Source organism: Plantactinospora sp. KLBMP9567 (genome assembly GCF_033446045.1).
Taxonomy (GTDB): Bacteria; Actinomycetota; Actinomycetes; order Mycobacteriales; family Micromonosporaceae; genus Plantactinospora.
The window spans coordinates 67,562-81,815 of the sequence record NZ_JAWQRR010000060.1 but is presented as its reverse complement, the minus strand read 5'-3'; the positions used below and the strand labels follow the sequence as shown (position 1 = coordinate 81,815).

General features: G+C 70.2%; 10 protein-coding genes and 1 pseudogene. 7 read left to right on the top strand and 4 right to left on the bottom strand.

What is annotated here, in order from left to right:
* Positions 1-253 precede the first annotated feature (253 nt).
* Positions 254-1,237, top strand: a complete 984-nt coding sequence (locus R6Y94_RS41845) for an HIRAN domain-containing protein (RefSeq protein ID WP_318402630.1) — start codon at positions 254-256, stop codon at positions 1,235-1,237.
* 9 nt (positions 1,238-1,246) lie between these two features.
* Here R6Y94_RS41845 and R6Y94_RS41840 read toward each other — a convergent pair.
* Both R6Y94_RS41840 and R6Y94_RS41835 read right to left on the bottom strand, forming a co-directional pair.
* A pseudogene (locus tag R6Y94_RS41840) lies at positions 1,247-1,478 on the bottom strand (winged helix-turn-helix domain-containing protein).
* 350 nt (positions 1,479-1,828) lie between these two features.
* A complete protein-coding gene (locus tag R6Y94_RS41835; protein WP_318402628.1) occupies positions 1,829-2,008 on the bottom strand; it encodes a hypothetical protein in 180 nt (59 codons plus the stop codon).
* Between the two features lie 380 nt (positions 2,009-2,388).
* Here R6Y94_RS41835 and R6Y94_RS41830 point away from each other — a divergent pair, with 380 nt between their 5' ends.
* On the top strand, positions 2,389-2,577 hold the full coding sequence (locus R6Y94_RS41830; protein WP_318402627.1) for a hypothetical protein: 189 nt from the start codon (positions 2,389-2,391) through the stop codon (positions 2,575-2,577).
* A 78-nt stretch (positions 2,578-2,655) separates the two neighbouring features.
* Here R6Y94_RS41830 and R6Y94_RS41825 read toward each other — a convergent pair whose 3' ends face one another.
* Positions 2,656-3,690 carry a hypothetical protein gene (locus R6Y94_RS41825; RefSeq protein WP_318402625.1) on the bottom strand — a complete coding sequence of 345 codons (1,035 nt, stop codon included), beginning with the start codon at positions 3,688-3,690 and terminating at the stop codon, positions 2,656-2,658.
* Between the two features lie 370 nt (positions 3,691-4,060).
* Between R6Y94_RS41825 and R6Y94_RS41820 the strand changes: the two genes are divergently transcribed.
* The 5 genes from R6Y94_RS41820 (at position 4,061) to R6Y94_RS41800 (ending at position 13,590) form a co-directional block, all read left to right on the top strand.
* The gene (locus tag R6Y94_RS41820) at positions 4,061-5,146 is read left to right on the top strand and encodes a carbohydrate kinase family protein (RefSeq protein WP_318402623.1); all 1,086 of its coding nucleotides are present in this window, start codon (positions 4,061-4,063) and stop codon (positions 5,144-5,146) included.
* 802 nt (positions 5,147-5,948) lie between these two features.
* The gene (locus R6Y94_RS41815) at positions 5,949-7,394 is read left to right on the top strand and encodes a hypothetical protein (RefSeq protein WP_318402621.1); all 1,446 of its coding nucleotides are present in this window, start codon (positions 5,949-5,951) and stop codon (positions 7,392-7,394) included.
* A gap of 11 nt (positions 7,395-7,405) precedes the next feature.
* A complete protein-coding gene (locus R6Y94_RS41810) occupies positions 7,406-10,708 on the top strand; it encodes an AAA domain-containing protein (RefSeq protein WP_318402620.1) in 3,303 nt (1,100 codons plus the stop codon).
* A gap of 16 nt (positions 10,709-10,724) precedes the next feature.
* Entirely contained in the window at positions 10,725-11,903 is a 1,179-nt protein-coding gene (locus R6Y94_RS41805; RefSeq protein WP_318402618.1) for a hypothetical protein, read from the top strand.
* Positions 11,896-13,590: a phospholipase D-like domain-containing protein gene (locus R6Y94_RS41800; RefSeq protein ID WP_318402616.1), complete on the top strand. Its 1,695-nt coding sequence runs from the start codon at positions 11,896-11,898 to the stop codon at positions 13,588-13,590. The genes R6Y94_RS41805 and R6Y94_RS41800 overlap by 8 nt, the downstream gene beginning before the upstream one ends.
* A gap of 52 nt (positions 13,591-13,642) precedes the next feature.
* On the opposite strand, the gene R6Y94_RS41795 is transcribed toward R6Y94_RS41800, so the two are convergent.
* Positions 13,643-14,245 (bottom strand): hypothetical protein, encoded by a 603-nt coding sequence (locus R6Y94_RS41795; protein ID WP_318402615.1) that lies wholly within the window; start codon positions 14,243-14,245, stop codon positions 13,643-13,645.
* Positions 14,246-14,254: the final 9 nt, after the last annotated feature.

The following is a 14,254-nucleotide window of genomic DNA, read 5'->3' as shown; positions in this document are numbered from 1 at the left end:
CGCTTCCCGGCTGACATCGAAAAGAACATCAAGCCGCTCAACAGGAGCGACAACTGGCCGCCCTGCTCGCCCGGAGCACGGACATCGCCTTGATTGCCGGAGCCGTCGCCGCCTCCCACCTGGTCTCGTGATGGCTGTATCCGGTAGCTGGAGCGTGCGGCGAGGCACCTTCATGAAGATGTCGCATCTCTGACACCCGCCGTGGCTGGTCGAAGGATCAACAGTCCATGTCGGGCAGCGGTACGTTGCCGCAGTGACCCGACCCTTCGACCTTTGGGGCCAGCGCGGCTGGTGCGGACAGGACGTGGTTGGCGAGTCCAACTACACGAAGCAGATCCGGGCCATATTCGGCCGGAGCTTCGACCCGAACGGCAGCGAGATCATCGCGCTGGCGCATCTGATCCCGGAGCCGACGAACCGCTACGACCGGAATGCCGTGAAGGTGCTCTGCTCCGGCCGCCACGTCGGTTACCTGCCCCGCGAGCAGGCCGCACAGTACGCACCAGTTCTGACCGCACTTCTCAACCAGGGCTGGACGCCCCAGGTCCGGGCACGCGTATGGGGGCGGGACCGCGAGGACTGGGAGACTGGACGGGTCGCCTTCGTAGGTTCGGTCACGCTCGATCTCGCAGAGCCGCACATGATCGTGCCGACGAACATGCCGCCGCCGCAGCTGCACACCGTGCTCCCGATCGGACGTTCCGTCCAGGTGTCCGGCGAGGAGAAGCACATGGTCCACCTCTCGGGGCTGGTCGCTCCGCAGGGCGAGTCCTGGGTGTACGTCACGCTGCACGAAGTCGAGATCCAGCGGGCTCGGTCCGGCCGCACCCTCGTGGAGGTACGGATTAACGGCGTAGCCGCCGGCACCTTGAGCCCGGCCACCTCCACTGAGACGTTGCCGGTCATCATCCACCTCCAGGGCATGGGGCTGACGACCGGCGCCCGAGCCATCCTGAAGGGGAATCGCGTCAAGGCGGATCTGGTCGTACATATGTCGAAGGCAAGCGAGTTGTCGGACGCCTGGCTCGATGCACCCCCGACCGCCGAGGGCGTCAACCCGGCGCAACGCGCCGATGCCTCGCCAGTACAAACGGTGGCCACAACTCCGCGTTGGCGTTTCGTCGTACCACCGAGTTGGCCGCCACCGCCGGCCGGCTGGGTGCCCCCGCAGGGCTGGCGGCCGGACCCGTCGTGGCGACCGGCGCCCACCGGCTGGCAGTTCTGGGTTCAGGAGTAGCTCGCCGCGTCACTCCACGTGTGGGTCGGAGTCCTTGACGAAGACACCCCTGCCCGGCGCCCCGACCATCACCCCACGATCCCGCAGCAGGGCAACCGCTCGGGCTGCCGTCGAGAACGACACCGAAGTACAGGTCGGCAAGCTGCGTATACGGCGATAGCTTGGCGCCCGGCTCGTACTCGCCGGCTCTGATCCGAGCGGTTATATCTGCGGCGATGTCGGCGTGCAGGCCACCGGGCAGTGACCCGAACCTCTCCCAGTGGTCCGGGCCACCTCGGCACACCAACAACACACCCACACACCCCATGGAAGGAGACCGGCGTGACGGTGCCGGAAGCGGCGACAACGGACGACGCGGACGACGAGACACCAGCGGAGACACCGGAGACGGCGAGCGTGGCGTACGCGGCAAAGGAGGTCGCGGACGACCTGCGGAAGGTTTACCTGGCGGTCGTCGCGGCGTCCGCGCTACTCGTCCTGATCAGCCACGGTTCGAGGCATCCGGCGCTACGCCGGGCCCGCCGCTGCGGCAAGGACGCGATCGAACTGGCTGTCCACGCCGAGGAGTTGATCGGTGAGGGCGTCGGCGAGCTAGGTACCCAGCTCGGCGAACTCAACGTGACCAGCATCGGCCGAGTGGCCGGCGCACTCGACCTGTCGCGTACCCAGTTCGCCGAGGCCGCCGAGCGGGTCGCCGGGTTCCCGGAGCGGCTGCGCGACGCCGACCAGCGGTTCCGCGACGCCGACGACCCCGAACTCCGACCGCGACACCGTGATCGGTCACTGGTCACATGCCTCCGATCAGCTCGCCCTGCTGGCAGAGAGCCTGACCGGTGCGGTCTCCGCGCTGACCTCGTACACCGATCGGCTGACCGGCGCGACCAGCTAGAGCCTCTTCCGGCCGCCTGCCTCCCGGGCGGCCGGAAGAGGAAAAGGGCCCGGGGCGGGTGCCGGGCTCCGGCCGCCGACCATCCGGAAGGTCGACGGCCGACCCCGCCCGGGTCTGCGCGCTCACCCACCCCCTCGAAGGACCGCCATGAAACCCCTCCCCCACCCCGGCTCCGCCCGACGGCGCGCGGTAAACCGCCGCCGAGACCTCAACCCGGGCCAGGACTTTCGGCACCCGCTGGCGCGACCTCGATTCCGTCCAGGTGTACGCCTACCTGCGCCGACTCGCCGCCGAGATCGCCCGGCTCCGCCGGGCCGAGCCAGCCGCCCGGACCGAGGCGGACCGCCTCCGCACCGAACTGCACCGATGGCAGGCCCGACACGCCCGCTGCCGGTTCGTCGACCCGCACCGCCACACCCTCTCCGGTACGCCCAACCGAGGCCACTGGTAGTGCAACCGACACGATCCCAAAGCAGGATGATTCGGGGCGCCTGAGGGTCGTGGCATGCGTCGGCGTACTACTGGAGACTCATCGTCCTCCCGGTGACCGGGCGTCACTCCGAAACCGCCATTCGATCGTGTATCGGTCCTGAAGCAAGACGCGATCGGTCTGCCACGAGAAGACGGACCGTCCGTCAACCAGCTCTTCCTGGATCGGCGTCTGCAAGATGTCGTCGTTCCAGAGTGAGCTGCGTGTACCCCACGCGGTCGGGCGAAGGTCCGCCGGAAAATCGATCCCAACGGTCAGGCGAAGGGTGGGCCTGCGAATAGCGCGTTGGAACCATCGACCCCACTTGTCGTCGCCGACGGTCCACCCGTACGTGAGGACGGTCCGTTGCCCCGGATATAACGGAAAGTGTCCCTGTTCGTTCTCAAAGAGCAACCATACTTCTTTGAGCGCGTCCCTGTCAGTGAAAGCCGCCCAGCGCATGGGCTCGCCGCCGCACGATGCGACAAGTTCTAATTCATCCCAAGTTAGCGGGTGATCGCGGTGGTATCGATTCGAGAACTCGGCGTTCTTGGGGTGTCTATCAACTCGTATTTCTATCGGGAATCGAGTAACCGGCTCGTCTGTTCCGTTGTAGAGCAGTCGGCGAATCGCACATCGATAAAGGCCGCTGTCGAATGAGAGGCGCGCGTCTTCGTGCTCGACGATCAAGTCATGCTCGTCCCCGGTGGCGACGGCCGGCCCCATGAGTGGCTCGTCGATGGACTTGAGACTGCTGATTGTCACCTCGCCCACGGGTAAGCCACCTGCCGCATGCCACAGTTCCTGGAACCGCCTGGCCTCCGTGTCGGCGATTGGCCGATCAACTGACCACGCTGCCAGCACTCGCACCAGGCTCTCCAACTTGCTCCAGCGGGGTAGCACCTCGCCCTGAAGGATCTTGCTGATGGTCTCATGGCTGACTGCGTCCGGCAGATCGTCCCGATCGCGGATCTCGTTACTGATCTTCTTAAGGCCAGGATAGCCTGCTCGACGGTACAGATGATGTAGATCCACAACCAACGCGCGATGCGGGCCGTCCGGAAGATCTGCATCAGATGGCAACGGAAGTGGCATGACCGACCTCCCTCCAAGATCCAGTCAACCTAAGGAGACAGCATCCACCAAGTTCACCATGCGAGGTCAAACAAGGTCAATGTCAGCCAATAACGGTCAACCATTGGAGCTCATTTTCGTTGACGTGGGAGACTTAAACCCACGAGCATTTGTACCCATCAAGGATGGTGTAATGGTGAACCATAGGAACCGTAAACACGCGAGATCACGCCAAATTGACTGGCTGGCGCTCGCAGCGCTTCTTTCGGCGCTGGCCTCCCTGGTCACAGCCGTCCAAGGCTTCTAGCCCATAGTCGGCGGTCGTCGAGATACGAATGATCTGGACGACCGCCGGTTGCCCGTGGAAGTTGTTCGCGGTTCCGATGCCGGCATGCGGGTCGCTCGCAACGCTTCGAGGCGCCCGGTCACGCAACCGTCTGTAGGTCGTTGCCACTTCAGTGGATACGCGATAGGATCAGGGCTCTGTCGTTCCCGAGGGGAAGGCAACACTGTGCCTTCAGGTCGCGCCGCCGAAGAACGCTCTCCGGCCATACTTGCGATCGGGATGGTGTCCATTGACCACTATGTCCGTGTCACATCCCTACCTCGGACCGATGAGAAGGTAAACGGCGTTCGGATCGGCTGGTTTGTTGGCGGCATGGCAGCAAACTTCGCTGTGGCCGCACGCCAATTCTGCCCCCGGTCGCAGCTGATCAGCACTTTCGGCGACGACCCGGAGTCGACCGCTGCTCACAGCGATTTGCAGACGCGCGGCATCGATACCTCAGGGTGCATTAAGGTGCCGGACGCCAACAGCTTGTCGTCACTTACCCTCATCGACGGAAATGCCGATAGAGTCATGGCGATCCTTGATTCCAACCTACCTTTGCCGGATGCCGAGTTTTGTACTTCCGAGGTCGCATCTTCAGCGTGGGATATTGTTTACGCAGTGGCACTCGACGCCGAATGGTGTCGGGTCATAGGAAGCACAGCACAAAAGACTGGGGCAATGGTTGCCTTTGACCTGGAGCCGTTCTTCATCGCGGCAACGTGGGGGACGTCAGATTTTGCGGCGATGATGGAAAGTGCCCACCTCGTCTTCCTTAAGATGGAATCAGCGCGGTTGGCCGGCTTTGCAGAGGCAGCGCATGCAGCCAAGGCTCTGCAAGAAATGGGTCCGCAGGTGGTGATCGTGACCGACGGCCCCGGAAGCATTTATTGTCTAGCCGAGGAAACGCGCTTCTCGGTGACGCCACCAAAGGTTCATGTGGTTGATCCCACCGGGGCCGGAGATGCCTTCGCCGGCGCCTTCTGCGGCCTGTACGCGCAACGTCGACCGGTGGCTGAGTGCTTGGTGAAGGCCACGGCCATAGGCGGCCTCGCCGTATCCGAACTTGGTTGCCAGACGTACGCTCCGGTACGTTCCGACCTGTTCGACAGCATCTGCCAGAAAGTGCAGGTAGCGCGCCTCCCTTGATCCGTCCCTGTCCTCAACCGCCGTTGTCGGGTTCTCCTCGCCGTTATCCGTGGCATCCAGCCGAACGAAGACCAGCCCCGGCTCATCCGGCTGAGCATCGATGTCGACCGTACCGGCTACGGTGGCGTGCATGGGTGGAGAGGGCATGCTCGCCGTGCCGGATGCGCGGGGCCCTGGTCCGGGACCCCGGGCCCGGCTACGACGGCAGCCTGCGGGCCCAGGAGGTCAACCGGCACGGCAAGCTCGCCGACCGCGTCGTACGGTTCCTCAAACGGCGCAGCGCGGCCGTGTCGGCCGACGTCGTCAGCCGGCACCGCGTCGAGGAGGAACTCGAGCCCCGTCTCGACCTGTGGGCCCGGGAACGCATCGTGCCAGCCCGCCGGCTGGCGTACGACAAGCCACGCACAGCGACGACGTTGCCGGCTTGCTGCACCGCCCGGAGGAGGCGCGCTGGCGGCAAACAACCCTGCCCCACCCCGCTGCAGGACGTCGAGCCCGGCATCCAAGTCCAGCTACATGTCAGCACAGTGTCGACCTCCAGCGCCAGAGTCTCCGGCTCGGCCAGGCACCGCCATGCCGGTGCCCGTAGGACCGGCACCGGAGACGGCACGACATCAAGGCGGGCCAGGAGCAGGCAGCATCCGGCCGTCGCTGTCCCCATTGGCTCGTCTACCAGCACGGCGTGGCTGCGTTAGAACCGCCGGCGAAGTGGCTTCTCGCCAACACCGCCCACTCATTCCTCGACACCATCCGTTGCGGCTCGGGGTCGCGCAGTGAGCGACTTCGTTCGATAGGGTCAGGCATGCCGTCTGACGAAGCGGGCTCCTTCGCCGAACGGGTCGAGACGATGCGCCGCATCGAGCACGGCGAGCAGCGGTACGCCGACGGAAGCCCCGCGCTCCAGGCCACCGCGTACTATCTCGACCACCTGCTCGCCGACGCGGTCGCCCGGGCCCGGGCCGCCAGCAACCTGCCCCGGCGCAAGGTCGACGTGCTGATCAGCCTCTGCGGCTTCGCGGCCACCCCGACGGTGCTCACCTACGAGTTGCTCCGCCCGAGCCGGCTCGTCGTGATCACCTCCCGGGACGCACCGGACAGTGTGGACCTGATCGGCCAGCGGCTGGTCGGCCCGGACAAGCTGCGGCACCAGGACTTCCGGCACGTGCCGGTGGACGCCAGCGACCCGCTGGACATGTACCAGCAGATCGCCCGGGAGCTGGCCGGACGGGACGGGCGGCACGCGGTCATCGACATCACCGGTGGTCGGAAGGTGATGAGTGCCGCCGCCGCGCTGGCCGCCTGGCAGCTCAACCTCGGGCTGACGTACGTCGAGAACCAGTTCGACCCGGTGACCCGGCAGCTCCGGCACGGCGAGGTCCGGCTCATCTCGCTGGAGAATCCGACCACGCTCTTCGGCGAGCAGGAACTCGCCCGGGCCCTGGAGATGTTCCGGTCCGGCGCGTTCGAGGCCGCCCGCCGCCGCTACGACGAGATCGCCGAACGGATCGCGGTGCCCGGCCGGGCCCGGCTGATGCGTGCCCTCGCCGAGCTCTACCGGACCTGGTGCGACCTGGACCTGGCCGCGCTGCCGGCGGCGGTCGCCGGAGTGGAGCAGAGCCTGCGGCAGGGCCGCCGGGACCTCCGGCCGGACACCTCGGCGACGATCGACCGGCAGCTCTGTTTCGCCCGCCGGTTGGCAGCCGGCGACGCCACCGCCTTCGTGGTCTGCTTCTACGTGCTCGGGCTGCACTACCAGCAGCTCGGCCGGCATGACTTCGCGGCGCTGCTGTTCTACCGGACCGTCGAGGCCTGCCTCACCACCCGGCTGCGGCACCGCTACCCGGGATTCGACCCGGACGACTGCGACTGGTCGCGCCTCGGTGACCCCGCCGCCGTCCGGGCCGGATTCGCCGGGGTGTCCCGCTCACTCACCCCGCCCGCCTCCGCCGGACTGCCCAACAAGCTGACCCTGTTCGCCGCCGCCATCCTGCTCGCCTCGCTCGACGACGAGCTGGCCCGGCGTACCGGGCTGGTCGATCCGGGGCGGCTGCGTGAGCTGCGCGACCGGACCTGGGCCCGGAACAAGTCGGTGCTGGCGCACGGCACCGAGCCGATCGCCGCCGAGCACACCGAGTCGCTCCGGGCGGAGGCGTCCGGGCTGCTCACCGCGTACTGGGCGCTGCACGGGGACGGGGACGACGTCGACGAGCTCTGCGTCGAACTCCGCTTCCTCCGCGACGACCGGTGACGGTGGGCGGGATGGCGCGGCTACGTGTCCCGGGGTCGTGGGCCGACGAGTACTGCCGGGCGACCGAACCCGAGCTGTTCGCGCCGAGCGCGGCGGAACGGACCGACGTGTGCCTGTCGTACCCGGAACGGGCCGGTTGGCTGACGGACCACGACCTCGAAGAGATCCGGGCGGACCTCGCCGGAGGTCTGCTGGTCGAGGAGCGGACCGGCAGGGACGGTCGGTACTACCGGCTCGCCGGTACCCGGTTCGAGGTCTTCGTCAAGCCGCGCAACGCCAAGGACAGCGGGGTGCCGCAGGCGCACGTCACGTCGGTGAAGCCGGCCCGCGGACTCGGCCGCACCGAGACGGTCCGGCCCCGACAGGTCCGGCTGGTGCCGCTGCGTGCCGAGGAGTACTGCTACCTCCCGGAGCTGCTGGAGACGTTCGCCGAGGGGCTGCGGATCGTCCAACGGCGACGGTCGCTGCGCGACTCGGCCGGCCGCGAGCTTCACCGGAGCGCCTCGGCACCCCGGCCACGCGGCGACCTGCACGCCCGGGTCCGCCGCCGCTACCAGCCGCTGCTGGCGATGCTGGAGCTGCTGGAGCAGCGCAGCACCCACGAGGGCACGGTGCACGGCAGTGGGATCGTGGTCGGCGAGGGGTGGTCGGCCGAGCAGCCGGTGCTCTGGCTCCGGCTCGACCAGCCGGCCGCCTTCGCCGAGGGACGTACGGTGACGGTGCGCGCCCAGGAGACGACGGCGGAGCTGCGACTCCTCTCGGTGGAGCTGGACGGCGACGCCCCGGCGGACCTGTCGCACGAGCAGGAGGCGGCGCCGGTGCTCGCCCTGGCCACACCCCGTACGCCGATCGCGCCGCAGACCCCGGTACGGCTGGAGCAGCAGGGCCGGTTCGCGCTCGGCAGGCACAGCGCCGCACTGGGCCGGTTCCTCGACGAGCAGGTCGAGGGCGACTGGGAACACCTGGCGCTGCTGCTCTCCGCCCCTGGGCGGCTGCCGGTGGTGGAGTCGCCGCCCCTGCCGGCGTACTTCGACGACCGGCTCAACCCGGAGCAGCGGGCCGCGGTGAGCGGCGCCGTCCGTACCCCGCACGCCTACCACGTGCAGGGGCCGCCCGGCACCGGCAAGACCACGGTGATCACCGAGGTGGTGCGCCAGCTCGTCGCCCGGGGCGAGCGGGTGCTGCTGCTCGCCCCGATGCACGTCGCCGTCGACGAGGTGCTGCGGCGGCTCGCCGACCAGCCGGGAATCCTGGCGCTGCGGATCTCCTGGGACGAGTCCCGGGTCGCCGGGGAACTCCGCCGGTACCTGCCGAAGGAGGTCAGCCGGACGTACCTGCGACAGGCCCGCCGGCCGGCGACCTCGCAGGCCCGGCGCTGGCAGGCCGAGGCCGACAAGCTGCGGCAACAGCGCGACGCGGTGCAGGCGTTCCTCACCGCCGACGCCCGGCGGCGGGTGACCGCCGAGAAACTACGGTCGGCGGAGCGGAAGCGCGGCGCCTGGCGGGAGCGGCTGGCGGCTGACCTGGCCGGCAGCCGGGCCGGCGAGGTCGAGGCGGCCGGGGCGCTGGACCGGCTGGCGGCGGCGCTGCCTCCGGTGATCGCCCGGACCGAGGCGCTGCGCGCGCAGCTCGCGGCGGTGCCGCTGAGCCGGCGGTTCTGGTCCCGGGTCCGGGTCTTCTTCGAGTCTCCGGACGACGTGGCCCGGCTGGGCGAGGCCTACCGGGCGAGCGAGGCGGAACGCCGCCGGCTCGACCACGAGCGGCGCTCCTGGACCGGACGCCGGGAGGCGGCCCGGACCCGGATCGCCACCCTGGAGGCGGAGCGGATCACCGGGGAGCGGAAACGCGGCGCGGAGGTGGACCGCAGGCAGGCCGAGACCGCGGCGGCACACGCCGACACCGAGCGCGCCGGAGACCGGGTACGCACGCTGACCGACCAGGATCCCGTCGGCCGGCCCGAGCCGGAGGTACGGGGCTGGCGGGACCGGTTCGACGCCGAGCTGACCCGGCGTGAGCGGCGGATCCATCTGGAGCGGCGCTGGTTCGAGCTCTCCGGGCTGGCCGGCGGCTCCCCCGAGGCACTGGCCGACCAGGTCGACGCCGACCTGCGCCGGTCGGCGAACCTGATCTGCTGCACGACCACCGGGGTGAGCCGGGACCTCGGCGACGCCGACTTCGACACGCTGATCGTCGACGAGGCGAGCCGGGTGGTGGACAGCGAGTTCCTGATCGGGGCGGTCCGGGCCCGCCGCTGGGTACTGGTCGGCGACGAGCACCAGCTTCCGCCGTACGTGGAGCCGACCGACGAGCACCACCTGCACGCGCTCGCCGCCCTGCACATGGTCGACCGGGGTGCCGCCGTCGATCTGCCTGCGGCGGTCGGCCACCTGGCCGCGATCTGGACCGAGGACGAGGAACTGCACCAGTTCCGCACCGACACCGTGCTGGCGACCGCGGAGCGGCTGCGGGAGTCGGGACGTTGGCGGAAGCTGTACCGGCGCAGTTTCGAGGCCGCGTGGCGCCGGCTGGGCCAGGACGGTGCGGACGCCGAACGTACCCTGCTCCGGGCGATGCGCGACCACCTGGTGCGCAGCCTCTTCGAAGTCTCCGTCGCCGGTGTGCCGCCGGCACTGCGGCAGCGGCTCCGGGTACAGCGCCGGATGATCGAACCGATCGCCTCGCTGGTCTCCGCTCCGGTGTACGGGGGCGACTACCTGACACCTGACCTGCCGGACGTGACACCGCTGCGGTACGGCGGCACCAACACCCCGGTGGTGCTGGTGGACACCTCGGTCTACGGCGACCGGGCGAAGGAGCGCACCGTCGGCAGTGGTTTTGTCAACGAACTCGAGGCGGACCTGGTCGTCCTGATGTGCCGCTCCTGGGAGGCCCGGCTGCGGCGGTCGGGCGGCGAACGGGTGACGGTCAGCCTGTTGACGTTCTACCGACGGCAGGCCGCCGAACTCAGGGGTCGGCTCGGCGCTCCGGCGTTCGACGACTTCCGGGCCCTCGACTTCCAGGTGGTCGACGCGATCGACAAGATCCAGGGTCAGGAGAGCGATCTCGTCTTCCTGTCGTTCTGCCGGGCGTTCGTCGGCCGGGGCACCCCGTCGGCCCGGTACGGCCGCTGGTTGCAGGACATCCGCCGGCTCAACGTCGCCTGCACCCGGGCCCGCCGGGGACTGGTGCTGGTCGGGCACGCCCCGACGCTGCGCAAGCTGAACGGCGTACCGGAGGCGGAGGAGTTCTATCGCAACCTCTTCGAGCTGCTCGACAAGCGGTCCGACATGGAGATCGCGAAGGGCGTCGGGTGACGTCGGTGGGTGGCGCGTGATCGAGTTCGTTCCGGCCGATCCGCCGGCCGATCCGGCGCCCGGCACCGTCGCCGTACTGCCCGAGGTGCTGGTGCCGATCCGCTGGTGGCGCGGGGTGCCGTTCGAGCGCGCCACACCGGTGCAGATGACCCCGCTGGAGCGGTTCGTGCTGGAGTTGGCGATGACCACCGGCCGGGCCGATCCGGACGAGTTCTTCGAGATCACCAACCTGCCCGGGGCGACACTGCTGCCGGTGGCGGCACGTCGGCTGGTCGCCGCCGGAGCACTGGCCCGGGACGGCGACGGGTACCGACCGCTGTCGCCCGACGCCGAGCGGGCCGCCCGGACCCGGACGGTCTACCGGACGCGACAGGTCAGCCTCGACGTCGTACTGCTGCCGCGCACCGACGACCTGCTCGCGCTCGATCCGCGCTCCTCCGGGCTGCGCGAGGTCGACCGGCTCCGCCCCCGGTCGGCCGGGAACGCCCCGGTGCCGCCCCGGCTGGCCGGCAGCACGCTCGCCGACGAACTGCGCGCCAGGCTGGCCGCCGGCACGGTCGCCGGGGTGGACGAGGAGACCACCGACGTGTCCGAGTCCGCCACCGGGTCGCCGGTGGTCAGCGGTACCGGCTGGTGCCCGGTGTACCGGTGCCGGGGCGAGCTGCGGGTGGACGGCGACCGCTACCGGCCGGTCCTCACCCTGCCCGGAGACGGCAAGCGCGACCCGGTGAGCCTCGAGTTGCCCGGTGCCACCCGGCTCGCCGAGTACTGGCTCGGGCTGATCGACGCGCTCTACGACCCGGCCGTCCGGGCCCGGGCCTGGGACGCGCTGCTCGGTGGGACGCAGCGGATGGCGCCGCGCACGGAACGGACCGGCCCGGTCCGCTGGCGCTGCTGGATCTCCGGGGCCCTCGCCCGGCGCCTCGCCGACCGGGGCCGGAACCTCGCGCTGCCGCTCGGGTTGGCCGCCCGGGGCGAGGACGCCGTGGTCGAGGTGGCGATCGACCTGGTCGGCGCCGACCGGACCGCCGAGACGCTGATCGAGGTGGATCGGCGGATCACCGCCGCCGCCGAGCCGGGCGCCGACACCACCGCGCTGCCCAGCAGCCCCGAGCTGCGCGACCGCGCCTGGCGGTTGGGATTCCCCGGCCTGGTGTACGCGCTGCGCGAGGCGGAGGACTTCCGTTATGCCTGACCCCGGTACGCACCCCTCCGGCATGCCGGACACCGCCACGCCGGGCGGCGCCACGCGGGGCGGCGCCACGGCCGACACCACCACGGCCGACGGCGCCACGGCCGACACCACCACGGCCGACACCACCACGGCCGACGGCGCCACGGCCGACGGTGATGTCCCGCCGGAGGAGCTGGATCTGGGCGCGCTCACCGCACCGGAGGGATACTTCCTGCTCCGGGACGCGTCCGGGCAGCCGTTCCTGGACGCGCCCGACCCCGACCAGGAGTACCGGCACCGGTTCACCTACCGGGGTTCCGTCACGTCCATCCGCCGGGCCGCGATCGAGCTGATCCAGGGGGCCCGGCACAAGATATTCCTGGCCAGTTTCCGGATCGGCGACCGGGAACTGCTGGACGCGCTCTTCGCCGCCGTGGACCGGCTGCACGGCGGGGTGTACGTGGTCACCTCCTGGACCGAGCAGTCCCTGAAGCGCGACCTGTCCAGTCTGGAGGACGTCGACGAGGTCGACGTACAGGCCCAGAAGAAGCGGTTCGACGAGCTGACCCGGCGAGGGATCGCACTGCGTGGGCACGAGGGCTGCCACGCCAAGTTCCTGGTCGTCGACGACCGCGTGGCGCTGGTCTCCAGCGCCAACCTGGAGACCAGCGCCCTGGTGGACACCGAGCGGAAGCGGGCGACCGGGGAGAACGGGGTGCTGGTCGGCGACCCGGCCGAGGTCGACCGGCTGGCCCGGTTCTTCACCCGGCTCTGGTTCGCCGGGTGCACCTGGGCGGCGCTGCCCGGTGCCGAGTACGCGCTGCACCGGCGTACCCCGGTGCCGAGTCCGGTCACCGTGCCACCGCCGGCCGGCGGGCCGGGCGTGATCTGGACGTACGACGGCGAGGACGGTGACGGGCCGCACCGGGAGCGGGGCATCCTCGCTGCCCTGCACGACGTGATCGGTCGGGCCCGGCGGGAACTGCTGCTCGCCACCTTCAGCCTGGTCGGCATCCGGGACCGCCCCGAGCTGCTGCTCGATCCGCTGCGCCGGGCGATGGCCGCGCACGACCTCGACGTACGGCTGCTGGTCCGGGCCCGCAACAACGTACCGGAGCACCGGGCCGACACGGCGGCACTGGCCGAGCTGGGCGTGACGATCCACGGCGACTCGGACACCCACGCCAAGGGTGTGATCGCCGACGGCCGGTACGGGGCGCTCTTCTCGGCGAACTTCGACGCCGTACACGGGATGTTCTCCGGTGTCGAGGTCGGCACCCGGCTCGACGGCCGGCCCGCGCTGGCCGAGGCCCGGCGATACTTCCGGCACGCCATGGAGCACGCCGACCTGGCCTTCGTGCCGGCGCCGACGCAGCGCGAACTCGACCGGGCGCTCGGCGCCCGGTGGCGGCGCCGCTGGCCGCACGGCGAACGGCTCACGGTGTCGGCGGCGGACGCCGACTGGCGTCGGCTGGTCGACGCGGCGGCCACCGGTCCGGTGCTCTGGGAGGAGGACAGGGAGCTCCGGCTGTACGTCGGGGACGTCGTCGCCACCCTCCGGCCCGCCCGATCGGCGCGGTTCCAGCTCACCCTGGCGGAGAGCCGACCCGACGCCGCCACCCGGATGCGGGACTGGTACGCCGAACGCCCCGGCACCGCTCGACCGAAGCGGGGCTGCTGCCCGGCTCTGCTGACCCGACTCAGCTGATCCCGCTCCGGTCGGCGTACCGTGTGCGTACGGTCCGATCGCCCGCTCCGCGTCAGTGGTCCGGGGCCGTCTCGGTGGTCGGGCGCGCCGGTCCGCCACGCAGGGTGTACGCGAGCAGACCGCTCACCGCCAGGACGGTGGCGCAGACGGTCGCGGCGGTGCTGCCGGCCGGTTGCACCAGCCAGCCGGCGATCTGCATGTTCAGTTTCGGGCTGGGTCCCATGAACGGCAGGACCGTGACGAGGGTCCAGGTCAGCGGGGCGATCCAGGAGCGGGCGGCGCCGAGCAGCGCAGCGCCGAGTGCGGTGAGCCCGAGCATGCCCGCGGTGTCGCGCAGCACGACGGCGAGTGGCTCGAAGCGAGCGTCGCTGCTGGTGGTGGTGGCGAGCAGCAACGCGATGATCGCGGTGGCGGTGACCACCAGGTGACCGGCACGGCGTACCGGCCAGTTGACCGACGCGGTGCGGTCGAGGGCGTCGTCGGCGCCGGTGAGGGTGTGCGCGAACGCGACCGCCGCGAGCATCACGGTGAGGCTCAGCAGCCGTGGGCTGATCGTCGGCGTCTCGCCGAAGACCAGCCACAGGGCCCAGGTCGCCGCGACCACCGCCGCGGCGGTGGCCAGCGCGAGCGGGACCCGGCGGGAGCGCAGGTACAACCCGAGCCA